The sequence below is a fragment of the Actinoplanes sp. NPDC004185 genome, assembly GCF_053603475.1.
Genome location: NZ_JBSGFR010000007.1, coordinates 26,337 through 48,044 on the forward strand (window position 1 = coordinate 26,337; position 21,708 = coordinate 48,044).

The window sequence follows — 21,708 nt, forward strand, 5'->3', positions numbered from 1 at the left end:
GGCCCGGAACCCCTCAGCCGGCCACCGTGGCGGGCCGCTCCTTGGGGAAATGTGAGCGCAGGTCAGCGGCAAGCAGGCGGTCGAGCACCCGGTCCGGTAGCACCCGGGACAGCCGCGTGAGCACCGCCGCGTCCCGCCCGATGGTGTAGCGGGTGCGCGGCCGGCGCACCGTCGCGGCGTCGGCGATGACCCGCCCGGCCGCCTCGGCCGGGAGCCCCGACTTCGTGAACGCCGTGGCGTGACTGACGATCGCCTGCAACAGTGCCCCGTACCGGCCCTGCTCGGCCGGCGACAGCCCGGCGATGATGTCGTTCGCCCGTTCGACGCCGTGGCCGGTCATCTCGGTCCGCACGCCGCCCGGCTCGACGACGACCACCTGGACGCCGTGCGGGGCGAGTTCCCGGCGCAGGGCGTCGCTCATCGCCTCCATGGCGAACTTGGCGCCGGCGTACGCGCCGTACGTCGGCATCGCGACCTTGCCGCCGACCGAGCTGATGTTCACCACCCGGCCGCCGGCCGCGTGCAGCGCGGGCAGGACGGCCTGGGTGACCGCGACGTGCCCGAAGAAGTTGACCTCGAACTGCTCCCGCCACCGGGCCATCGACAGCAGCTCGACCGGCGCGTTGATGGCGATGCCGGCGTTGTTGATCACGGCGCGCAGCGGTCGTCGCGCCGGGTCGGCGGTGATGCGGCGGGCGACCGCCTCGATCTGGGCCGGGTCGGTGATGTCGAGCGTCACCGGTTCCAGGTTCGGCGCGCGCAGCGTGGCGGCGTCCGCTTCGCGCCGGACACCGGCGAGCACGTGGTAGCCGCGGCGGGCGAGCTCGCGGGCGGTGGCGGCGCCCATTCCGGTGGAGGCGCCGCTGATCAGGACCAGTTCTTCATGTGACGTTGTCATATGACACACGCTACGCACTCAGCTGACATTGTCAAGTGATTCGGATGACGCTGTCAGGTAGATTGGCGGCATGGTCAGCAGGGTGGAGAGTGCGGCGGCGACCCGGCGCGCGTTGGTCGACGCGGCAGCCGAGCTGCTCGACGAGGGTGGCGTCGACGCCGTGACGCTGCGCGCGGTGGGCGCCCGTGCCGGGGTGTCCCGGGGCGCTCCTTACGGCCACTTCCCGGACAAGGAGCATCTGCTCGCCGCCGTCGCGACCAAGAGCTGGGAGGCGGTGGGTGAGCAGCTCGGCACTCTGATCGCCGACCGGGACCGGCCGCCGTCCGAGCGCCTGGAGCTGGCCCTGGCCGGGCTCATGGACGTCGGCCGGCGGCACCCGCACGCGTACGCGTTGATGTTCTCCGCCCCGACCGCCGAGCACCCCGAAGCGCTCGCCGCGGTCTCCCGCACGCATGACCAGTTCCTGGCCATCGTCGCGGACGTCATCGGTGATCCGCAGCGGGCGCGGCCGATCGGCGCGCTGGTGATGGCGAGCGTGCAGGGCATCATCGCGATGGAGAACAGCGGCCACCTGACCGCCGAGAAGTGGCAGGTCACCGGGGACGAGCTGCTCAGGATGCTGATCGGCCGGATCGGCTGAGGCGCTACCCCGGTTGCTGGGTCTTCGGGTCGCCGTCGCTGCCGTTCGCGGCAGCCTGCTGGGCCAGTCGCTCCCGCTGCGGCAGGACCGTGTACTTCGGATCGCGCGCCGACGTCAGCCCGCCCTCGAAGATCCCGAACCGCGTCGCCAGCGAGGCCGTCAGCAGCGACAGCCCGGACAGCGCCGACACCACCCGGCTGCGGCGTCCCAGGACCGCCCCGACCACCCCGAGCGCGGTCAGCGTCCGGCCCGCTCGCAGCAGCTTGCCGGCCTTGCCCTCGGTGTAGGGCTCGCTCAGGAGGCCCTTGGTCGTCTCCACCCGGTGCGCCCCGTAGAGCTCCATCGCCGCCCCGAGCACGGCCATCCGCCGGGCCGGGCCGGCCTGGTCGGACGGGGCCGCCACCAGGCCCACACCGGCCCCGCTGGCCAGCGCGCTGCCCGCGAAGACGAACGGCAGTTCCGGGTACGCCGCATGCCAGCTCGGCGTCGCGGTGTCGGCCAGCAGCACCGCCGTGTACGTCGCCAGCGCCGGCGCGACCACCGCGGCGCCGTACTGCCCGGCTGTGCCCACCGGCGGGAGCAGCTTGCGGGCCAGCCCGAGCACTCCCTTCTCCGGCAGTAGCGGGGCTGCCTCGGCGACTGCCGCCGCGCCCGCGGTGACACCGAAGGCGCTGAAGATCCAGGTGCCCATCGACATCGGTGAGGTCGGCTTGGCCACGCGCAGCATGTGCAGGAAGCGTTCCGGCCGGCCCAGGTCGTTGACCAGGAAGTACGTGCTGGCCAGGACCGCGCCGAGCGCGCCGACCCGGCCGGCGCGGCGCAGCGCCGGGCGGCCGGAGGCGTCACCGCCGGCGGCCAGCAGCGCGGAGCCCGCGGCCAGGCCACCGGTGAACAGGTACGCGGCGATGTCGTGATGCCACACCGCGGCCTTGACGATCGGCCGCCCGTAGTAGGACCGGAACTCCGCCGGCGGGACCATCGACCGGTCGCCACCCCGGCCACCACCGCGCCGTCGGCCCTTGCGGGCGGTGTCGCGGACCGGGCCGCCGGAGGCCTCGTCGCGGGCCAGGCCGCTGCCGGGCCGTCCCGCGGGCGGCGGGCTGACCGAGTCGTCGCGGGGGCGTTCGGCCTCCTCGCGGGGCCTCATCCGCGCCGTCCGACGAACGAGGCGATCACCGTGGCGGCCATGGCCAGCGCGGCCAGCCCGGCCCGCTTGTACATGTCCGGCAGGTCGCGGGTGGTCACGATCGGGTCCGGGGGCAGGCCGTACACCTCGGGCTCGTCGAGGAGCAGGAAGAACGCGCCGTCGCCGCCCACGCCGTCGTCGGGGCTGTGGCCGTACAGGCGGGCGGACTCGACGCCCTGCTCCTGCAGCTTCTCCACGCGGTGCTGGGCGCGGGCGCGCAACTCGTCGAGCTCGCCGTACTGGATGGACTCGGTCGGGCAGGCCTTCGCGCACGCCGGGGTCAGGCCGTCACCGATCCGGTCGTAGCACATCGTGCACTTCCAGGCCCGGCCGTCGTCCTTGCGCTGGTCGATCACGCCGTACGGGCAGGCGGGGATGCAATAGCCGCAACCGTTGCAGATGTCCTCCTGCACCACGACCGTGCCGAACTCGGTGCGGAACAGCGAACCGGTCGGGCAGACGTCCAGGCAGGCGGCGTGCGTGCAGTGCTTGCAGACGTTGGACATCATCAGCCAGCGGAAGTCGCTGCGCGGCGCGTCCATGGTCCGCCCGGGCAGGTCGGAGCCGGGCATGCCGATGAACTGCGGTCCGTTCGGTGCCGTGATCGTGGCCGCCGCGGCCAGCGCGTCGACGGCGGGCGGGATCCCCGGGTCGGTGCCCTGGTCCTGCCCGCTGCCGGCCGCCACCACCGCGGTGTGCGCGCTCACCGACGGGCCGACGGGCAGGCCGGCGAACGCGCCGGGGGTGTCCGTCGAGCCGCCGCGGTCGGCCACCGGCTGCTCGATGAACGCGACGTGGCGCCACGAGTTCGCGGTCAGGCCGCCGGTGTTGTCGTACGACTGACCGAGCAGATTGAACCCGTCGTCCGGGATCAGGTTCCACTCCTTGCAGGCCACCTCGCACGCCTTGCAGCCGATGCAGACGCTGGTGTCGGTGAAGAAGCCCATCCGCGGCGGCGCGTCGACGTACCCCGCGTCGGGCGCGGGGTCCAGCGGGCCGTAGAGGCTGTTCGGTCCGGCCATTATCCGGGCTCCTCCGGCTCGTTCCTGGTCAGCATGGGGGTGTGGTGGTCCGGCGCCAGGCCGGCCCGCCGGCGGTAGCCGACGACGTACTCCAGCAGCTCCGGCCCGGTCGGGCGGCGGCCGGGCTGGATGTCGCACGTGCCGACCTTGCTCTCCTGGATGAGCACGTTCGGGTCGAGCGTGATGCCGATCAGGTCGTTGGCCGAGTCGCCGGTGACCAGACCCTCGCCACCCCAGTGGTACGGCAGCCAGAGCTGGTGGATGACCCGGCCGTCGATGCGCAGCGGGGTCAGCCGGTCGGTGACCATCACCCGCGCCTCGATCGCTGCCCGGGCGGTCACGATGTGCGCCCAGCCCAGGTGTTCGAGCCCGCGTTCCGCGGCCAGCTCCGGGGAGACCTCGACGAACATCTCCGGCTGCAGTTCCGACAGGTACGCGAGCTGCCGGCTCATGCCACCGGCGGTGTGGTGCTCGGTGAGCCGGCTGGTGCTGAAGACGTACGGGAAGACCTCGGAGTGCTGCTCGGGCGGGCTGGGGTTGGTCAGGTTGTCGCCGCGCTCGTACATCTTCCGGGTCGGGTTGGCCTGCTGCTGGTAGAGCGGGTTGCGCACGGCCGACTCGACCGGCTCGTAGTGGGTCGGCAGCGGACCGTCGATGAGGCCGCTGGGTGCGTACAGCCAGCCCTTCCCGTCGCCCTGCATGATGAACGCGTCGTCACCCGAGATGGCCGCGACCCCGCTCGCACCCTCCGGCGGACGGTACGACGGCGGCTTGGTCTTCTCGAAGTCGGGCACGTCGTAGCCGGTCCACTCGCCGGCCTCCTCGTCCCACCAGACGTACTTCTTGCGCTCCGACCACGGCTTGCCGTCCGGGTCGGCGGAGGCGCGGTTGTAGAGCGTGCGCCGGTCCGAGGGCCAGGCCCAGCCCCATTCGCGGGCCACCCAGTCCTGCTCCGAGCCGGGCTTGCGGCGGGCCGCCTGGTTGACGCCGTCCTTGAAGACACCGGAGTAGATCCAGCAGCCGCAGGTGGTGGAGCCGTCGGCCTTGAGCGAGGTGAAGTTGGGCACCAGCTCGCCGGTGGCGGTGTCGTAGCCGTTGATCTCCTTGAGCACGTCCTCGCCGCTGGGCTCGTCGCCGCGCTCGCCGTGCAGCGGGTAGTCCCAGGTCAGGTTGAGGATGCCCTGGTCGCGGGGCAGCGTCGAGCCGGCCAGGCGCTCCCGCGCGATGCGGCCCAGGTGGTAGAAGAACCACAGCTCGGAGCGGCAGTCGCCCGGCGGTTCGACCGCCTTCTCGCGCCACTGCAGCATCCGCTGGGTCTGGGTGAACGTGCCCTCCTTCTCGGCGTGCGAGGCCGCGGGCATGAAGAACACCTCGGTCTTGCACTCGGTGGGCACGATCTCGCCGGTGGCGACCTCCGGGCCGTCCTTCCAGAAGGTGGCGCTCTCGATCATGAAGAGGTCGCGGACCACCAGCCAGTCGAGGTTGGCCATGCCCAGGCGCTGGGCCTTGCCGTGGGCCGAGCCGACGGCCGGGTTCTGCCCGAGCAGGAAGTACCCCTTGATCTTGCCGTCGATCATGTCCAGCACCTGCTGGTACGTGCCGTGGTCGCCGGTCAGCCGGGGCAGCCAGCTGTAGCCCCAGTCGTTGTCCGCCGTGGCTGCGTCGCCCCAGTACGCCTTGAGCAGGCTGACCGCGTACGCCTCCGCGTTGGCCCAGAAGCCCTGCTGCTCGGGGTGCCGGATGGCGTCGACCCACTGCCGGAACGTCTCGTGCTGGGTGTGGTGCGGCATCGGCAGGTAGCCGGGCAGCAGGTTGAACAGGGTCGGGATGTCCGTGGAGCCCTGGATGCTGGCGTGCCCGCGCAGCGCCATCACGCCACCGCCGGGACGGCCCATGTTGCCCAGCAGCAGCTGGATGATCGCGCCGGTACGGATGTACTGCACGCCGGTGCTGTGCTGGGTCCAGCCGACCGAGTAGACCAGGGCGGTGGTGCGCTCCCGGCCGGAGTTGGCCGTCCAGGCCTCGCAGACCTCCAGGAACTTGTCCTGCGGGACGCCGCAGACCTGCTCCACGACCTCCGGGGTGTAGCGGGCGTAGTGCCGCTTGAGCACCTGGTAGACGCAGCGGGGGTGCTGCAGCGTGGGGTCACGGGGCACGTCGGCGGGCACCGGCGGGCCGTGCGACTCCTGCTCCAGGCCCGAGGCGGTCTCCCGGTCGGCGTGCGCCTCGCCCTCGTTCTGCGCCTCGTCCTCCTGACCCTCGTACGCCCAGGACGTCTGGTCGTACGCGTTGGTCTCGGGGTCGTAGCCGGAGAACAGCCCGCCGAGGTCCTCGGTGTCCTGGAAGTCCTCACTGACGATCATGGACGCGTTGGTGTACGCGACCACGTACTCCCGGAAGTCCTTCTCGTTGCTGAGGATGTAGTTGACGATCCCGCCCAGGAACGCGATGTCCGCGCCGGCCCGCACCGGGACATAGCTGTGCGCCAGCGCGCTGGTGCGGGTGAACCGGGGGTCGACGTGAATGATCTTCGCGCCGCGCTTCTTCGCCTCCACCACGTACTGGAAGCCCACCGGGTGGGCCTCCGCCATGTTGGAGCCCTGGATGATGATGCAGTCTGCGTTGGCCAGATCCTGGAGGAATCCGGTGGCCCCGCCACGGCCGAAGCTGGTTCCCAGACCGGGAACGGTGGCGGAGTGTCAAATACGCGCCTGGTTCTCGATCTGGAGTGCGCCCATCGCGGTGAAGAGCTTCTTGATCAGATAGTTCTCTTCGTTGTCCAGGGTGGCACCGCCGAGGCTGGCGAAGCCGAGCGTGCGATTGAGCGGACGGCCCTCGGCGTCGTTGTCCTCCCAGGTCTGCTCGCGCGCGGCGAGCACCCGGTCGGCGATCATGCTCATCGCCGTGTCGAGGTCGAGCTCTTCCCAGTCGGTGCCGTAGGGGCGCCGGTACAGCACCTTCTGCTGACGGCGGTCGCTGGTGACCAGGCTCTTGCTGGCCGAGCCCTTGGGGCACAGCCGGCCCTTGGAGATGGGGCTGTCCGGGTCGCCCTCGATCTGGACGACCTTGCCGTCCTTGACGAAGATGCGCTGCCCGCAGCCGACCGCGCAGTAGGGGCACACGGACCGGGCCATCGAGTCGGCCGTCTCGGTGCGCGCGGTGAGCGACTTCGAGCGGTCGGACTGCGCGGCGGCACCGCGGCCCAGCGGGTCGGTGCCGGTCAGCTGCCGGTAGACCGGCCAGTGCCCGATCCAGGTGCGGACTCCCATGAGATCGACCCTAGACGACCCCCCGGCGCTGTGCACGGCGAGCGGCGAGCGATCTTTCTCAGGGTGCCGAGCCGCTCTCGACCCGCGCGACGAGGGCGGCGGCCACGTCCCGCAGCTTGCGGTTCGAGTCCTGGGAGATCTTGGTCAGGACAGCGAAGGCCTCGTCGGCGCCGCACCGGCGGTCCCCCATGATGATGCCCTTGGCCTGTTCGATCACGGCTCGGCTCTCCATCGCGGCCTGCATGTGCTGGGCCAGGTTGGCCGTGCTGTCGTGCAGGTGGGCGTTGGCCAGGGCCACCGTCGCGTAGCCGGCGAAGCGCTGGGCCAGCTGGATCGTGTCCTCGTCGAAGGCGCGCGGGCGCAGGCCGTAGATGTTCACCGCGCCGGTGACGCTCTCCAGGATCGGCAGGCCGACCGAGAGCACGCTGCCCACGCCGGCGGCCGCGGCCTTGGGAGCCCAGGCGTCCCAGCGGGTGTCGCTCGCCGTGTCCGGGACGGAGACGGTGATCTTGTCGGCGGCGGCCTGCAGGCAGGGGCCCGCGTCGCCTTCGTACTGCCGGTCGTCGAGCTGCAGGGCGATCTCGCCGGTGTACGCCGCGGTGTACGGGCGCCCGTCGCGGACCAGGGTGATCGAGACCTCGTCCGCGCCGGGCAGCGTGCTCCGCGCGAGCTCGGCGACGCGGGTCAGGACGCCGTGCAGGTCTGTCTCGCCGAGCTTGATCCGGCCGAACTCCGCGAACGCGGCCGCCGGGTCGGTGGGTTGCTGAGCCATGTACGTCTGTATTCCCTGCAGCGGGGCACGCTGCCGCCCGGGAGGCGGCCGTGCGGAGTGGACGGACTACCTGTTCAGAGACGGTGGACCCTGAACCCGCGCCGCTGCTTGACGCCGGACCGCCCGCACCTTCAAGGGTGCCGGCGGCTGACCAAGATGATAGCCGAGCCTCCCCGCGCCGCGGTGCTGTGCTCAGTCCTCGCGGTACACCCCGGTGAGGACGAGAATCCGTTCGGTGATGCCGTGCACGCCGCTGAGCCGCAGCTGCCGGCCCAGCGACGCGGCGTGCTGCTGGGCGGCGATGACGACCCGGACGCCCGCGGCGCCGAAGAAGCGCACCTCGCTCAGCTCCAGGCAGACCCGCTCGGCCCCGTCCAGGGCCTGGATCAGCGTGGCCTGCGCCAAGGGGGCAGTGTCGAGATCGAGGTCGCCCTGGACGCTGACGACCACCTCGGGACCCGCCTCGCCGGGCTCGGCGGGGCGGACCCGGCGCGAGACGGCGGCGATGACCGACCCGTCCTGGGCGATGACCCGCGCGCCGGCCGCCGGAACCGGAGTGCCCTGGACCGGGGCGGCGATGATCGCGACCTCCGGCGGTGACCGCCGGGGCAGCCGACCTGAAGTGGACATACCTCTCCCGTCAGTAAAATCGACGGGCACATGGCTTGGCCCTCTCTCAAGGTAGCCCGGCCGGGGCCGCGCGTGACCGCCGGGCCGTGTGACACGTTTCTTCGGGGCCGCACTGGGCACTCCGCGCCCATGCCGGCCACCCTCGAGGCGCCACCCCTGCCGCCACACCTGCAACTCGAGATCACCTCCGCCTGCAACCTGCGCTGCATGATGTGCTTGGTGCGCTACCGGCCGCCGGTGAACAAGCTGGCCGGGGCCATGGCGCTGCCGCTGTTCCACCGGCTCGTCGGCGAGGTGCCCGGGCTGCGCCGGCTGACGCTGCAAGGTCTCGGTGAGCCGCTGCTGTCCCCGCACCTGCCGGAGATGATCCGGACGGCGGTCGCCCGGCGGATCACCGTCGGCTTCAACACCAACGGCACCCTGCTCACCGCACGCCGCGCCCGTGAGCTCGTGGAGAGCCGGGTCGACTGGCTGCACGTCTCCCTGGACGGCGCCCACGCCGGCGCGTACGAGGCCATCCGCGACGGCGCGCACTTCGACACCGTCATCGACAATCTGGCCGGGCTGGTCCGGGCCAAGCAGGCGGCGGACAGCGGCACCCCCTGGATCCGGGTCGTCTTCGTCGCCATGCGCGACAACGTGGGCGAACTGCCGGCTCTGGTCCGGCTGCTGGGCGCGATCGGCGTGGACGAGCTGCACGTGCAGAATCTGTCGCACAGCTTCTCGGACACCGACCCGGCCGGCCGGTACGAGGGGATCCGCACCTTCACCGCCGACCAGGCACTCTGGACCGGCGCCGACCTGGACCGGGCGGCCGGGATGTTCGCCGAGGCGGCCCGGCTGGCCCGCGAGCACGGGCTCAAGCTGCGGCTGCCGGCGCTGGGACCCGCCCAGCCGGCCGAGCCGGTGCGGGGCCGGGGGTGTTCGTGGCCCTGGGAGGCCGCGTACATCACCAGCGCCGGGGTCGTGCAGCCCTGCTGCATGGTCATGGGCGACGACCGGGTCACCCTGGGCCACCTCGATGAGCAGAGCTTCCCGGAGATCTGGCACGGGCCCGCGTACCGGGAGTTCCGCCGGCGGCTGGCCGGGGAGGAACCGCCGGACGTCTGCCGCGGGTGCTCGCTCTACCAGCGGACATTCTGAGGCCGGGCCCCTCGACCTGCTGCGGAATCACCGGAGACCGCTACCCTGGACCTCTGCGTCCTGCCCCGCGGGCGACGGCACAGGCGTCAGGAAGCGGCGCGATCCCGGATGCGGTCCACCGTAAGTCCTGAAGTGACGAGAGCACGACCGGCACCGGCGACGTAGTGACGTGCACAAACCGAGGACGCGTAGCTCATGATCGACAGACAGCCGATGGACCCGACCGACGCGTTCGCCGAGCTCGGCCGGATCAAGCTCAGCGAGACCGACATCGACGGTGTGCTGAACAAGATCGCCGCCCTGGCCAAGCGCACCGTTCCCGGCACCGACGAGGTGTCGGTGACGCTGGTCCGCGGTAAAGGGGCATACACGGCGGCCTGCACGGGTCAGATCGCCATCGCTCTGGACGAGATCCAGTACCAGAAGGGGTACGGCCCGTGCCTGGACGCGTCCGCGTCAGGGGTCAGCCTCTCCCTGCCGGACATGGCCACCGAGAGCCGCTGGCCGGACTGGGCGGCCCGGGCGCGAGAGGCCGGCGTCAACAGCTCTCTGTCGATCGGTCTGCCGATCCACGAGACGGTGAGCGGGGCGCTGAACATCTACGCCCTCAAGCCCGACACCTTCGACGACGACGCGATCATCCTCGCCCAGACCTTCGCCGGCTATGCCGCCGTGGCGCTGGCCAACGCCCACCTGTACGACGTCACGGCCACCCTGGCCCAGCACATGCAGGCCGCGATGGAGAGCCGGGCGGTCATCGAGCAGGCCAAGGGCATCATCATGGGCGAGCGCCGGTGCACCGCCGACGAGGCGTTCCGGATCATGAGCAAACTGTCGCAGGACTCGAACCGCAAGTTGCGCGACGTGGCGGCGGCGCTGGTCGCCCGGGCCCAGCAACCGCCGCGTTCCTCCACCTGATCCTGGTCATTCCCCACCGTCCGGCGATACCGTGCAAGGCGAGCGTGTGACGTTCCTGGACGCCGCCGGCATCGAGGCTCTGCTGCGCTGCCAGGCCGACGCCCAGCAGCTGGAATGCCGGCTGTTCCTGACCGGTCCCACCCCGATGACCTGTCGGGTGCTGCAGATCGCCGGCCTGCTGGAGCAGTTCGGGCTGGCCAAGCCCCGGCCGGACGGGCACGCCCCGGCCGGGGCGGAGCTCGGCCTGGTCAACTGCGGCCTGACCGCCTGACCCCGTTTGGCCCGTCCGCGCCCCGGGCACCCAGCTCGGCATGGAACCACTTCGATCCACCGGTCCCGGCGAGCCGGACCGTCCCCTGCCGATCGCCCAGGTCAGCACCGGCATGACCGTCATCGACGCCGCGGGCGACGAGGTCGGCACCGTCACCGCGGTCGAGATGCCCGGCACCGAGGTCCGGCCCGGCCTGGCGGACGACGGGTCGGGTGACCGGGCCGCCCCGTTGATGGCCGAGGGCTATCTGCGGGCCGGCGGCACCGGCCTGTTCGCCACGGCCTGGTACGCCGGCGGGTCACAGGTCGCCGAGGTGACGACGACCGACCAGGAAGGCGTCGTCACGCTGACCGTTAGCCAGCAGGAGCTGCGCCGGGCCGGATGACGCCACCGCCTCAGGCGTCCACGAGCCACGCCCTCACCGCGTGGGACAACGACGGCAGCTGCGTATCCATCGGACACCCGGGATACATATCCCCCCGCGGATCGGGTAGCCGCTCCGACAACGGAAGGAGCCGCACCATGACCAACCCTCAGCAGCCCGAACTGCGCCGCAGCGGAGAGTCGCCGACCAGCAAGCAGCGCACCGAGGACGCGAATCCGACGAGCGCGCCGGGTGGCCGCCCCGACAAGACCGGTGACAGCCCGGTCCCGGAGAGCCAGGTCTCGCCGTACGGGCCCGGCGGGCGTACCGCGTCCGACGGCTCATGACCGGCCGGCCATCCCGACCGTGAGAGTTCAGAGACTTGTCCGAGGGCTGCTCGCCGGAGTGCTGGTCGCCGCCGCCTCCGGCTGTGTGGTCGTCTCGTCCGGCGGCACCGGGCCGCGCCGGCCCGCGCCGCCGGGTGGCCTGGGCCGGATGAACGACGCGTCGGCGAGCGCGGTGCCCGGCGACGTCGTCACCGGGGCGCTGCGCGACGTCGAGCGCTTCTGGTCGGCGGCCTATCCCCAGGTCGCCGACGGTGCCACTTTCAAGCCGATCAGGGGCGGCTACCACCCGTACACCCGGTCGGACCCGGCGCCCGCCTGCGGCGGCCAAGCCGCCGAGTACCAGCCGAACGCCTTCTACTGTCCGGCCGGCGACTTCATCGCCTGGGACGCCCAGACGCTGATCCCCCAGCTGTACAGCGATTTCGGCCCGCTGCTCGTCGGCTTCGTCATGGCGCACGAGTACGGGCACGCGATCCAGTCCCGGCTGGGCGCCGTCGAGCAGCCCACGGTCGTGCTGGAGCAGCAGGCCGACTGTTTCGCCGGGGCCTGGACGGCCGACGTGCTGGCCGGCCGGTCGACGACGTTCCGGAACGTCACCCCGGCCCAGCTCGACAACACGGTCGCCGGGATGCTGCTGCTGCGCGACGAGCCGGGCACCGCGGCGCAGAACCCGCAGGCGCACGGCAACGCCTTCGACCGGATCCGGGCCATGCAGGACGGCGTGGAGAAGGGTGTGTCGCTCTGCGCCGGCTACCGGGCGGACAACGTGCCGGTGACCGAGGTGCCTTTCACCACCCAGGAGGAGGCCGCCTCGGGCGGGGACCTGCCGTACGCGCAGGCGGTGGACTCTCTCAGCAAGGACGCGCAGGCGTACTGGACGCGGGTGTATCCGCAGCTCACCGGCCGGCCCTGGGAGACGTTGCAGGTGCAGGCGTTCGAGAGCGGCTCGGCGCCGTCCTGCCCGGCGCCGGAGTCCTCGGCCGGCGGTTCGGCCTTCTACTGCCCGGACGGGGACTTCATCGCCTTCGACGACGAGCAGCTCGGGCAGCAGTTGTACCAGCGCATCGGGGACAACGCGGTCGGCATGCTGCTCGGGGATCTCTTCGCCCGGGCGGTCCAGGACCGCCGGGGTGCGCAGACCCGGGACCGGACCGGCCAGCTGGCGGTGGACTGCTTCGCCGGGTCGTGGACCAACGATCTGCTGACCCGCGATCCCTCGGCCGGGATCCGGTTGTCGCCCGGCGATCTCGACGAGGCGGTGGCGGCCCTGCTGGCCTTCGGCCGGGCCGGGTCCCAGCAGGAGGCCAGTGCCTTCGAACGGATCGGCGCCTATCGCGGCGGCGTCCTGAAAGGGCTGACTTCCTGCACCTGAGAGTCGACGAGACCGGCGGTGGACCAGGAGCCCACCACCGGGACCTACCGGCCTTCCTCGAGCCGGTGGTCGGTGTCCTCCTGGTACCGGGCGCCGCTGTCGGACTCGCTGGTCAGCGGCCGGGCGCCGCCTTCGGGCGGTCCCGCCTCGGACTGCTCACCGGCGGCCAGCTCGGGGAACTTCGCGTCGAAGGCCGGCCGCTCGGAGCGGATCCGCGGCATCTTGTCGAAATTGCGCAGCGGCGGCGGGCTCGTGGTGGCCCATTCCAGCGAATTGCCGTGACCCCACGGGTCGTTCGCCGTCACCAGCACACCGGCCCGGTACGAATGCCAGACGTTGTACAGGAACGGCAGAGTGGACGCGCCGAGGATGAACGAGCCGATGGTCGAGAACGTGTTCAGGAAGGTGAAGCCGTCGTCCGGCAGGTAGTCGGCGTAGCGCCGGGGCATGCCCTCGGCGCCCAGCCAGTGCTGCACCAGGAACGTGGCGTGGAAGCCGAGGAAGGTCAGCCAGAAGTGGATCTTTCCGAGGCGGTCGTCGAGCATCCGGCCGAACATCTTCGGGAACCAGAAGTAGATGCCCGAGAACACCGCGAACACGATCGTGCCGAACAGCACGTAGTGGAAGTGGGCCACCACGAAGTAGCTGTCGTGCACGTGGAAGTCGATCGGCGGGGAGGCCAGCAACACCCCGGTCAGCCCGCCCAGCAGGAAGGTCACCATGAAGCCGATCGCGAACAGCATCGGGGTCTCGAGGCTGACCTGCCCGCGCCACATCGTGCCGATCCAGACGAAGAACTTCATGCCCGTCGGGACCGCGATCAGGAAGCTCAGCAGGCTGAAGAACGGCAGCAACACCTGGCCGGTGGCGAACATGTGGTGGGCCCACACGCTGAACGACAGCATGCCGATGAGGATCGTGGCCCCGACCAGACCCTTGTAGCCGAACAGCGGCTTGCGGCTGAAGACCGGGATGACCTCGGTGACGATGCCGAAGAACGGCAGCGCCACGATGTAGACCTCGGGGTGGCCGAAGAACCAGAACAGGTGCTGCCAGAGCATCGGGCCGCCGGTGTCCACGTCGAAGACGTGCGCACCGAGCACACGGTCGGCGGCCAGCGCGAACAGCGCCGCGGCCAGGAACGGGAAGACCGCGATGACCAGCAGGCTGGTGATCAAAATGTTCCAGGTGAAGATCGGCATCCGGAACATCGTCATGCCCGGCGCCCGCAGCGTCAGGATGGTGGTGATCATGTTGACGCCGCCGAGGATCGTGCCCAGGCCGGACAGGGCCAGCCCGACGACCCACATGTTGCCGCCGATGCCCGGTGAATGCAGCGAGGTGCTCAGCGGGGTGTACGCCGTCCAGCCGAAGTCCGCGGCGCCGGCAGGAGTCAGGAAGCCCCCGACGGCGATGATCGCGCCGAACAGGTACAGCCAATAGGCGAAGGCGTTGAGCCGCGGGAACGACACGTCGGGCGCGCCGATCTGGATCGGCACCACGAAGTTGGCGAAGGCGAACACGATCGGCGTCGCGAACAACAGCAGCATGATCGTGCCGTGCATGGTGAACAGCTGGTTGTACTGCTCCGGCGACAGGATCTGCATGCCCGGGCGGGCCAGCTCGGCCCGCATGAGCAGGGCCATGAACCCACCGACCATGAAGAACACGAAGGCCGTGGTCATGTACATGATGCCGATCTGCTTCGCGTCCGTGGTGCGCAGCACGCGGGCCAGCGCGGAACCACGGACCGGGCGCCGGACCGGCCATGGGCGGGTCACTACCGGGCGCGGGGTGACAGCAGTCATGCCTTCTCCTCCACCGTGCGGATGACGGCGGCCTACCCACCTACAGCTGCTTCTAACCGGTCATCACGAATCGGTGGGTTTGAATGCGGCGAGCCGGGGTAGGCGGGCTGCTTCGGCGGCCCGGGAGGTGGGAGATGCTCGGCGAACGGGAGCGCCGCGAGCCGGCGGAGATCGAGGTTGGACTGTCCCGGCAGGATCCCGCGTTCGCCGCCCGGATGCGGATGGCCGGCGAGGACCGTCCGGCCCCGACGGTCCTCGCGCAGCCGGGCCCGTCGCTGAGGTGAGCTCAGCAGGCGTCGGGGCCGAGCCGGGTCCGCAGCTTGAGCAGCGCCGCCGACAGCAGCCGCGACACGTGCATCTGCGACACCCCGATCTGGGTGGCGATCTGCGTCTGCGTCTGGTTGCCGAAGAAGCGCAGCGTCACGATGGTCCGCTCGCGCTCGGTGAGGCACTTCATCGCCGGGCCCAGGCTCAGGTGCAACTCGGTGCGGGCGTAGTCGTCCTCCTCCGCGCCCAGGGTGTCGCCGAGTTCCAGCGTGCCGCTCTCGGTGCCGACCGGCGTGGAGAGCGAGGTCGTGCTGTACGCGCGGGCGCCCTCCAGGCCCTCGAGCACCTCCTCCTCGCTGACCTTGAGGTAGGTGGCGATGTCGGCGACCGTGGGGGCCCGCCCGAGGCTGTGTGCCAGGACCGTACCGGCGTCGCTGATCGCCATCCGCATCTCCTGGAGCCGCCGTGGGACCCGGATGGCCCACGCGCGGTCGCGGAAGTGCCGCTTGATCTCGCCGAGGATGGTGGGGATCGCGAAGACCGTGAAGTCGACACCGACCTCGGCGTCGAACCGGTCGATCGCCTTGATCATGCCCACGGTGGCCGCCTGGATCAGGTCGTCCAGCGGCTCGCCGCGGCCGGCGTAGCGACGGGCGAGGCGCCGGGTCATCGGCAGCCAGGCCTCGATGGTCTCGTCCCGCAGCCGAGGTCGCGCCGGGTCACCCAGCGGGGTGCGCGCCAGGGCCGCGATCAACTCGACGCCCCGCTCCTCCGTCGCCGCGTCGGCGGGGTCGGACGGGCGGCGGGAGCGAATCGGCCTGATGGCGGGTGCGTACATGATGTTCCTCTTCTCGAACGCTGCGTCATGTGAATCCGTTGCCGGACCACCTGCTGTGCCGCGGTGGAGGAACGCATCAGAGCGCCAAGAGACGAGAGAGATGCGCACCGCGACAGAGACATCGCATGGTGGTGATCTCGGCGCCTTCTTGACCGATGCAGTGACCCTAGCTGAAGAGTGGAGCTATGACTAGCCGAAAGTATGAGTCTTCTCGGCGGAACGGTGGAGAAGGGCTCATCGGGATGGACAAGTCACTGCCCGGTCACCCTCAGGAGTGACCGGGCAGCTCGCCGGCAGAAAGGGGGCGGTCAGCCGGTCGCCCGCGGCCGGCTGGTGACCGCGGACAGCGGCGCGGCGACCTCCTCCAGGGACTTGCCCTCCGCGTCGATGCCCAGGAAGATCTCGACGATGCCGCCGATGATCATCACGCCGGCGCCGATCAGGTAGCCGATCAGCAGCTTGCCGGTGTCACCCTCGCCGATCAGGTAGCCGTAGAAGACCGGCCCGATCGCGCCGAAGCACTGCGCGATGGCGAAGAAGACCGCGATGGCCTGGGCCCGGATCTCCAGCGGGAAGATCTCGCTGACGGTCAGGTACGCGGAACTGGCCCCGGCCGACGCGAAGAAGAAGATCACACTCCACGCGATGGTCTGGGTGATGGCGTTCAGCACCCCGGCGTTGAACAGGAACGCGGTGATCGCCAGCAGGACGCCGGAGAGCAGGTAGGTGCCGGCGATCATCTTGCGCCGCCCGATGACGTCGAAGAGGTGCCCGATGGTCAGCGGGCCGATGAGATTGCCCAGCGCGAACGCGATCAGGTACAGCGGCGCGTCCTCCTTGTCGACGCCGTAGACGTCGGTCAGCACCAGCGTGTAGGTGAAGAAGATCGCGTTGTAGAGGAACGACTGCGTGATCATCAACGTGGCACCCAGGATCGACCGCGACGGGTACTGCTTGAAGAGCACCCGCAGCAGCGACAGGTAGCCGTGCGCCTTGGCCGGCTGGATCTCGATGGCCTTGGACTCGTCCACCGGCGCCAGCCGCTGGCCGGCCTTCTCCGCCTCGTGCTCGATGATCTTGATGTTGTCCTCGGCCTCGGCCTCCCGGCCGTGCATGATCAGCCAGCGCGGGCTCTCCGGCAGGTGCCGGCGCATGTTCCAGATCAGCGCACCGAGCACCGGCCCGATCAGAAAGCCGATCCGCCAGGCGATGTTGAGGTCCACCTGGTTGAGCAGGATGTAGGTGCCCAGGGTACCGATGATGGCGCCGCCCCAGTAGGTACCGTTGACGCCGATGTCGACCCGGCCGCGGTACTTGGCCGGCATCATCTCGTCGATGGCGGAGTTGATCGCGGCGTACTCCCCGCCGATGCCGGCGCCGGCTATGAATCTCGTCAGGTACAGGAAGATGAGCGCCAGTGTGCTGTTGCCCCAGGTCAGCGCGGTCAGAGCGTTGCCCGCGAGGTAGACGCCGAGGGTGACGACGAACAGGTTCTTGCGGCCGAGCGCGTCGGAGAGCCGGCCGAAGAACAGCGCGCCGAACACCTCACCGAGCAGATAGACGGTGGCGATGGCACCGACCTCGGTGGTGCTCAGGCCGAGGGTGGCCTTGTCGGTGAGCACCGGGCCGATGGCACCGGCGATGGTGATCTCGATGCCGTCGAGAACCCAGGCCGTGCCGAGCGCCATGACCATACGGGTGTGGAACGGTGACCAGTTGAGCCGATCGATGCGGGCCGGGATCAGGCTGCGGATGGTGCCCGTACCGGGCGCCGAACCGAGGGACTGGGCCATTGGTGCCCCTCCATTTCCGAGACGTGTGGCCCGCTATACCCAGCGATCTCACAGTCAGCCATCAGTTTATGAAGATCTTTTCGGCCGCTCAGGGCCGCGGGGCGGTTCTGGTCCAGGAGCGTTCGCCGCGCCGGCTGGTCGCCGCGACACACCGCGGGCAGATGAACCGGACCTCGTCCCCCGCGGTCACGACGTCGGTGGCCCGGAAGTCGAACCGCACGTGCGGGAAGCGGCGCAGCCGCGTCCGGCTCAGCGCCAGACCGCAGACCGTCTGATTGGTGCCGGGCAGCCAGGCGTGCACCTCGCCGCCCGGCTGCCGGACGCCCTCGGGTGCGACCCACTCGCTCGACGCGGCGACCGCCGCATGCGTCACTCGTGCCATGCCGGCGGATTCCCGCTCAGGCCCCGCTCACACCTTCCGTCAACCGAGGCGCTGCCACAGGTGTGCGAGCGTGGCCGCGCCGCTGACCAGCATGTCGATGGACACCCGCTCGTCGCTGTCGTGCCAGCGGTCCTCGGGCAGGCCGGTGCCGAAGAACATGACCGGGCAGCCCAGCTCGCGGGCCAGCAGCTCGGCCGGGCCCCCACCGGCGTTGCCCATCCGCCCAGCCGGTACGCCGAAACCGTCCTCGATCGCCGCCGCCAGCGCCTCCAGCGCCGGCAGGTCCTGCGGGGTCTCGTACGGCTCCTGCATCGTCTCCTCGGCCACGGTCAGCCGGTGGTCGACGGTGTCACTGATGGTCTCGGCGACCCAGCGCCGGAGCTGGTCGGCCACGTCGGCGCACCGCTGGCCGACCACCGTACGGATGCTGACCGTCGCCGAGGCCACCGCGGGGATCGCCGAGCGGGTGATGCCGACCGGATCCCCGGCGACCATGCTGATGATCTCCGCGGCCGGTCGCGTCCAGAGCTTCTCCAGCACCGTGTAGCCGGCCTCACCGGCGACACTGCGGCTCTCGGAACGCTCCAGCCAGTCCTGCTCGGTGAACGGCAGGGCGGCGAGCTCGGCGCGGCGGCGCGCGGACGGCTCGGCGACCTCGTCGTAGAAGCCCGGCAGCGTCAGCCGGCCCTTGTCGTCGTGCAGGCGGCCCAGCAGCCGGGACAGTTCCACCGCGGCGTTGGGTGCGGGCCCGGAGGCGGCGCCGCTGTGCACGTCGCGGCGGGGTCCGTACACCTCGATCTCAGCCATCACCATGCCGCGCAGGCTGGTGCAGACGGCGGGATGGTCGGCGCGCCAGGTGAGGGTGTCGGAGAAGACCACCAGGTCCACGTCCAGCCGCTCGCGGTTCTCCCGGATCAGCCCGGCCAGGTGGGTCGAGCCGGCTTCCTCCTCCCCTCGACGATGAGCTTGAGGTTCACCGCGGGCGCGGCGCGGCCGGTCGCGGCGAGATGGGCCCGGATGCCCCAGACGTGGCTCAGCACCTGGCCCTTGGCGTCGGAGGTGCCGCGCCCGTAGACCCGGCCGTCCCGCGCCACCGGCTCGAACGGTGCCGTCTCCTCCCACAGCTCGTCCTTGGCCGCCCGCACGTCGTGGTGGCTGTAGATCAGCACGGTGGGCGCGCCCGGGGCGGCGCACCACTCGGCGTAGACCGCCGGGGCGCCCTCGACCGGCCAGACCTCCACGGTCGGAAATCCGGTGCTGCGCAGGGCGGCGGCCAGCCAGTTGGCCGACCGGAGCAGATCCGGTTCGCGCTCCGGCACTCCGGCCACCGAACGCAGGCGAGCCCACTCGATGAGCTCATCGACCAGGGCGGCGCGGCCCTCGTGGAGGAATTTGTGGATCAAGCCCGTCATGGCAGGCGTCTACCCCGGTGACAGAGCGTCATGCGCCCACCGGGGAAGCGGCCGCGAGCTGAGCGGCCGCCAGCACGTCGGTCGTCTCGGCGGCGCCGCTCGGCCGCCCGAAGTGATAGCCCTGACCCTTGTCGCAGCCGAGCTCGCGCAGGACCGCGACCTGGGCCGGGGTCTCGACGCCCTCGGCGACCGCGGCGAGACGCAGGTTGTGGGCCAGATCGACGATGGTCCGCACGAACGACAGTTGCCGGTCGGCCGCCCCGGAGTCGTCCGCCGGCAGGAACGACCGGTCGATCTTGAGGATGTCGATGGGCAGGTCGCGCAGGTAGGCCAGCGAGGAGTAGCCGGTGCCGAAGTCGTCGACGGCGACCCGGACGCCCTGCCGGCGCAACGCGGTGAGCTGGGCGATGGTCCGGTCGTCGCGGTTCGCGGCGCCGACCAGCATGCCCTCGGTGATCTCCAGGATCAGCGCCGTGGGCGGCAGTCCGGAGTCCCGCAGCGCCCGGTTGACCGTCGCGGCGTAGTCGGGCTCCATGAGCTGGCGGGGAGAGACGTTGACGGTCACCGCCGTACCGTGCTGCCGGTGCCAGCCGGCGGCGTCCCGGCAGGCCTGCCGCAGCACCCATTCGCCCAGGGCGACGATGAGTCCGCTGTCCTCGGCGGCCGGGATGAACAGGTCCGGGCCGACGATCTCGCCCGGCCGGGGGAACCAGCGCACGAGCGCCTCGACCGCGTCGAAACCGCCGGTGCCAAGCGTGACGATCGGCTGGTAGTACACGGTGAACTGCTCGGCGGTGAGGGCACCGCGCAGCCGGTCGATCAGGTCGGTGCGTTCGAGCTGCCGCTCGCGCAGGCCGGCGTCGTAGGTCACCGCCCGGTCCCGCCCGGCCGCCTTGGCCTCGTACAGCGCCAGGTCGGCGTCGCTGAGCGCGTCGGTGCTGCCGGCCGAGCCGGCCAGCCGGCGTACCCCGATGCTGATCGTCACGTGCAGCCGGTGGCCGTGGATGTCGGCGGGACGCCGCACCGCGGCGAGGATCTTCGCGCACCGGCTGTCGACCGCGCCGGCGTCCCCGCAGGGCATCAGCACGGCGAATTCGTCGCCGCCGAGGCGGGCGAGCAGCGCGTCGGACCCCACGGTGTCCAGCAGGCGCTGGGCCAGGGCGACCAGCAGCGCGTCCCCGATCGGGTGACCCAGGCTCTCGTTGATGTGCTTGAAGCCGTCGACGTCCAGCAGCAGCAGGCAGCCCGGGTCGTCCCGGTGCGCCCGGGCGCGCAGCTCACGGTCGAGGTGCAGGCGGTTCGGCAGTCCGGTCAACGGATCGTGCAGGGCCAGGTGGCTCATCTCCCGTTGCAGCGTGGCCTGGTACTCCACGGCGTCCTGCAGCTCGGCCGCGCGCCGCCGGGCCAGGGCGCTGGCGCTGATCAGGCGGGCGATGAGCAGGACGGCGGTGACCGCGGTGGCGCCGAGCGGCAGCACGACGTCGATGACGTCGAGGTCGCCCTCCGCGATGTCCTTCAGCAGGGCGTAACAGGTGGCCGCCGGACCGATCAGCACGACGGTCAGCAGACCGGCCACGATCCACCGGCCGTTGCCCGGCGTCAGCCGGCTGCCGTGGGCGCCGGGCCCGACCGCCATGGAGGGGTGCAGGGCCGCGGCGCCCAGCAGCACCAGGAACATCAGCCAGCCGGCGGCGCTGAAAGCCGATCCGGCCCACCGGCCGCCGGCCATCACGGCGACGATGTAGGCCAGGTCCGCGGCCAGGACCACGACGACGGCCAGCACGAGAAGCTGCTGGGCGCGGCTCAGCGCCCGGGTCGTGAAGCGCAGGCGGACCACCATCGTGAGGACGAGCAGGTCCAGAAACGGGTACGCGAGCACAGCGGCACCGGCGGACCAGTCGTCGCGGTCGTTGATGAACGGGTCCAGCAGGAAGACCCAGGCGAGCACGACCGCCGTGCAGGCCACGATGCCCGCCTCGCTCATACCCGCCAGCGCCGCACCCCGGCGGCGGGACGCCGACAGGGCCGCCACGGCCGCGGCGACCAGGAGGTACATCGAGAAGTAGACGACCTCGGTCCAGGTGACCGCCGCGTTCAGCACGGCGTCCGGCTGCTGGAAGACCCACCGGCTGTGCGCGACCACGCCGCAGCCCATGCCGGCGGCCAGCAGCCACCAGCCCAGCGGGCGGGCGGGCCGGTGCAGCCGGACGCCGGTGGCCACGGCGCCGATGACGGCCAGGCACAGCAGGGCGTAGGCGGCCTCCCGGCCGGTGGGCGTGGCGAACGCGGCCGCGACCGCCACGACGCTGCCGGCCAGCAGGAAGCTCAGCCAGGCGCCGGCCACGCGGCGAGCGACCGGCCCCGGCCGGCGGTGGC

At 71.2% G+C, this 21,708-nt stretch carries 21 protein-coding genes; 8 read left to right on the forward strand and 13 right to left on the reverse strand.

All coding sequences use genetic code 11. The features are described from left to right. Positions 1–13: 13 nt before the first annotated feature. Positions 14–898, reverse strand: a complete 885-nt coding sequence (locus ACWEOZ_RS09205) for an SDR family oxidoreductase (protein WP_451910206.1) — start codon at positions 896–898, stop codon at positions 14–16. Positions 899–968: 70 nt separating this feature from the next. Between ACWEOZ_RS09205 and ACWEOZ_RS09210 the strand changes: the two genes are divergently transcribed. Continuing rightward, positions 969–1,538, forward strand: a complete 570-nt coding sequence (locus tag ACWEOZ_RS09210; protein ID WP_451910207.1) for a TetR/AcrR family transcriptional regulator — start codon at positions 969–971, stop codon at positions 1,536–1,538. Positions 1,539–1,542: 4 nt separating this feature from the next. Here the strand turns inward: ACWEOZ_RS09210 and nrfD are convergent, their stop codons facing one another. From nrfD to ACWEOZ_RS09235, 5 genes are all read right to left on the reverse strand, one after another. Next, positions 1,543–2,685 (reverse strand): NrfD/PsrC family molybdoenzyme membrane anchor subunit, encoded by a 1,143-nt coding sequence (gene nrfD, locus ACWEOZ_RS09215; RefSeq protein WP_451910208.1) that lies wholly within the window; start codon positions 2,683–2,685, stop codon positions 1,543–1,545. After that, the gene (locus tag ACWEOZ_RS09220) at positions 2,682–3,746 is read right to left on the reverse strand and encodes a 4Fe-4S dicluster domain-containing protein (protein ID WP_451910209.1); all 1,065 of its coding nucleotides are present in this window, start codon (positions 3,744–3,746) and stop codon (positions 2,682–2,684) included. Before ACWEOZ_RS09220 ends, nrfD begins: the two co-directional genes overlap by 4 nt. After that, positions 3,746–7,015 carry a formate dehydrogenase gene (gene fdh, locus ACWEOZ_RS09225; protein ID WP_451910210.1) on the reverse strand — a complete coding sequence of 1,090 codons (3,270 nt, stop codon included), beginning with the start codon at positions 7,013–7,015 and terminating at the stop codon, positions 3,746–3,748. The genes ACWEOZ_RS09220 and fdh overlap by 1 nt, the downstream gene beginning before the upstream one ends. A gap of 58 nt (positions 7,016–7,073) precedes the next feature. Further along, entirely contained in the window at positions 7,074–7,787 is a 714-nt protein-coding gene (locus tag ACWEOZ_RS09230) for a GAF and ANTAR domain-containing protein (RefSeq protein ID WP_451910211.1), read from the reverse strand. A gap of 192 nt (positions 7,788–7,979) precedes the next feature. Then, positions 7,980–8,417, reverse strand: a complete 438-nt coding sequence (locus tag ACWEOZ_RS09235; RefSeq protein WP_451910212.1) for an STAS domain-containing protein — start codon at positions 8,415–8,417, stop codon at positions 7,980–7,982. A gap of 129 nt (positions 8,418–8,546) precedes the next feature. On the opposite strand from ACWEOZ_RS09235, the gene ACWEOZ_RS09240 reads away from it, so the two are divergent. From ACWEOZ_RS09240 to ACWEOZ_RS09265, 6 genes are all read left to right on the forward strand, one after another. After that, positions 8,547–9,560: an SPASM domain-containing protein gene (locus tag ACWEOZ_RS09240; RefSeq protein ID WP_451910213.1), complete on the forward strand. Its 1,014-nt coding sequence runs from the start codon at positions 8,547–8,549 to the stop codon at positions 9,558–9,560. Between the two features lie 195 nt (positions 9,561–9,755). Then, positions 9,756–10,478, forward strand: coding sequence for an ANTAR domain-containing protein (locus ACWEOZ_RS09245; RefSeq protein ID WP_451910214.1), 723 nt, complete (start codon positions 9,756–9,758; stop codon positions 10,476–10,478). 46 nt (positions 10,479–10,524) lie between these two features. Further along, positions 10,525–10,749 carry an STAS domain-containing protein gene (locus tag ACWEOZ_RS09250; RefSeq protein WP_451910215.1) on the forward strand — a complete coding sequence of 75 codons (225 nt, stop codon included), beginning with the start codon at positions 10,525–10,527 and terminating at the stop codon, positions 10,747–10,749. 40 nt (positions 10,750–10,789) lie between these two features. After that, the gene (locus tag ACWEOZ_RS09255) at positions 10,790–11,134 is read left to right on the forward strand and encodes a hypothetical protein (RefSeq protein ID WP_451910216.1); all 345 of its coding nucleotides are present in this window, start codon (positions 10,790–10,792) and stop codon (positions 11,132–11,134) included. Between the two features lie 137 nt (positions 11,135–11,271). Further along, positions 11,272–11,460: a hypothetical protein gene (locus tag ACWEOZ_RS09260; protein WP_451910217.1), complete on the forward strand. Its 189-nt coding sequence runs from the start codon at positions 11,272–11,274 to the stop codon at positions 11,458–11,460. A 19-nt stretch (positions 11,461–11,479) separates the two neighbouring features. Further along, a complete protein-coding gene (locus ACWEOZ_RS09265; RefSeq protein ID WP_451910218.1) occupies positions 11,480–12,832 on the forward strand; it encodes a neutral zinc metallopeptidase in 1,353 nt (450 codons plus the stop codon). A 44-nt stretch (positions 12,833–12,876) separates the two neighbouring features. Here ACWEOZ_RS09265 and ctaD read toward each other — a convergent pair whose 3' ends face one another. Then, a complete protein-coding gene (ctaD, locus tag ACWEOZ_RS09270) occupies positions 12,877–14,640 on the reverse strand; it encodes an aa3-type cytochrome oxidase subunit I (RefSeq protein ID WP_451910219.1) in 1,764 nt (587 codons plus the stop codon). A gap of 134 nt (positions 14,641–14,774) precedes the next feature. Between ctaD and ACWEOZ_RS09275 the strand changes: the two genes are divergently transcribed. Further along, complete coding sequence (locus ACWEOZ_RS09275) at positions 14,775–14,924, forward strand: DUF3040 domain-containing protein (RefSeq protein WP_451910220.1); 150 nt, start codon at positions 14,775–14,777, stop codon at positions 14,922–14,924. A 2-nt stretch (positions 14,925–14,926) separates the two neighbouring features. Here ACWEOZ_RS09275 and ACWEOZ_RS09280 read toward each other — a convergent pair whose 3' ends face one another. The 6 genes from ACWEOZ_RS09280 to ACWEOZ_RS09305 all read right to left on the reverse strand — a co-directional run bounded on the left by ACWEOZ_RS09280 (position 14,927) and on the right by ACWEOZ_RS09305 (position 21,676). Then, positions 14,927–15,745, reverse strand: a complete 819-nt coding sequence (locus ACWEOZ_RS09280; RefSeq protein WP_451910221.1) for a SigB/SigF/SigG family RNA polymerase sigma factor — start codon at positions 15,743–15,745, stop codon at positions 14,927–14,929. Positions 15,746–16,053: 308 nt separating this feature from the next. Then, entirely contained in the window at positions 16,054–17,538 is a 1,485-nt protein-coding gene (locus tag ACWEOZ_RS09285; protein WP_451910222.1) for an MFS transporter, read from the reverse strand. Positions 17,539–17,626: 88 nt separating this feature from the next. Continuing rightward, positions 17,627–17,920, reverse strand: a complete 294-nt coding sequence (locus tag ACWEOZ_RS09290; RefSeq protein ID WP_451910223.1) for a hypothetical protein — start codon at positions 17,918–17,920, stop codon at positions 17,627–17,629. Positions 17,921–17,959: 39 nt separating this feature from the next. After that, positions 17,960–18,946, reverse strand: a complete 987-nt coding sequence (locus tag ACWEOZ_RS09295) for a M20/M25/M40 family metallo-hydrolase (RefSeq protein ID WP_451910408.1) — start codon at positions 18,944–18,946, stop codon at positions 17,960–17,962. After that, positions 18,835–19,332 carry a M20/M25/M40 family metallo-hydrolase gene (locus tag ACWEOZ_RS09300; protein WP_451910224.1) on the reverse strand — a complete coding sequence of 166 codons (498 nt, stop codon included), beginning with the start codon at positions 19,330–19,332 and terminating at the stop codon, positions 18,835–18,837. Before ACWEOZ_RS09300 ends, ACWEOZ_RS09295 begins: the two co-directional genes overlap by 112 nt. Positions 19,333–19,360: 28 nt before the next feature. Further along, positions 19,361–21,676 carry a putative bifunctional diguanylate cyclase/phosphodiesterase gene (locus tag ACWEOZ_RS09305; protein WP_451910225.1) on the reverse strand — a complete coding sequence of 772 codons (2,316 nt, stop codon included), beginning with the start codon at positions 21,674–21,676 and terminating at the stop codon, positions 19,361–19,363. Positions 21,677–21,708: the final 32 nt, after the last annotated feature.

Coding starts and splice junctions, on each gene's coding strand:
- ACWEOZ_RS09205 (WP_451910206.1), bottom strand. CDS start 898: ATGACAACGTCACATGAAGAACTGGTCCTGATCAGCGGCGCCTCCACC.
- ACWEOZ_RS09210 (WP_451910207.1), top strand. CDS start 969: ATGGTCAGCAGGGTGGAGAGTGCGGCGGCGACCCGGCGCGCGTTGGTC.
- nrfD (WP_451910208.1), bottom strand. CDS start 2,685: ATGAGGCCCCGCGAGGAGGCCGAACGCCCCCGCGACGACTCGGTCAGC.
- ACWEOZ_RS09220 (WP_451910209.1), bottom strand. CDS start 3,746: ATGGCCGGACCGAACAGCCTCTACGGCCCGCTGGACCCCGCGCCCGAC.
- ACWEOZ_RS09230 (WP_451910211.1), bottom strand. CDS start 7,787: ATGGCTCAGCAACCCACCGACCCGGCGGCCGCGTTCGCGGAGTTCGGC.
- ACWEOZ_RS09235 (WP_451910212.1), bottom strand. CDS start 8,417: ATGTCCACTTCAGGTCGGCTGCCCCGGCGGTCACCGCCGGAGGTCGCG.
- ACWEOZ_RS09240 (WP_451910213.1), top strand. CDS start 8,547: ATGCCGGCCACCCTCGAGGCGCCACCCCTGCCGCCACACCTGCAACTC.
- ACWEOZ_RS09245 (WP_451910214.1), top strand. CDS start 9,756: ATGATCGACAGACAGCCGATGGACCCGACCGACGCGTTCGCCGAGCTC.
- ACWEOZ_RS09255 (WP_451910216.1), top strand. CDS start 10,790: ATGGAACCACTTCGATCCACCGGTCCCGGCGAGCCGGACCGTCCCCTG.
- ACWEOZ_RS09260 (WP_451910217.1), top strand. CDS start 11,272: ATGACCAACCCTCAGCAGCCCGAACTGCGCCGCAGCGGAGAGTCGCCG.
- ctaD (WP_451910219.1), bottom strand. CDS start 14,640: ATGACTGCTGTCACCCCGCGCCCGGTAGTGACCCGCCCATGGCCGGTC.
- ACWEOZ_RS09275 (WP_451910220.1), top strand. CDS start 14,775: ATGCTCGGCGAACGGGAGCGCCGCGAGCCGGCGGAGATCGAGGTTGGA.
- ACWEOZ_RS09280 (WP_451910221.1), bottom strand. CDS start 15,745: ATGTACGCACCCGCCATCAGGCCGATTCGCTCCCGCCGCCCGTCCGAC.
- ACWEOZ_RS09285 (WP_451910222.1), bottom strand. CDS start 17,538: ATGGCCCAGTCCCTCGGTTCGGCGCCCGGTACGGGCACCATCCGCAGC.
- ACWEOZ_RS09290 (WP_451910223.1), bottom strand. CDS start 17,920: ATGGCACGAGTGACGCATGCGGCGGTCGCCGCGTCGAGCGAGTGGGTC.
- ACWEOZ_RS09300 (WP_451910224.1), bottom strand. CDS start 19,332: ATGACGGGCTTGATCCACAAATTCCTCCACGAGGGCCGCGCCGCCCTG.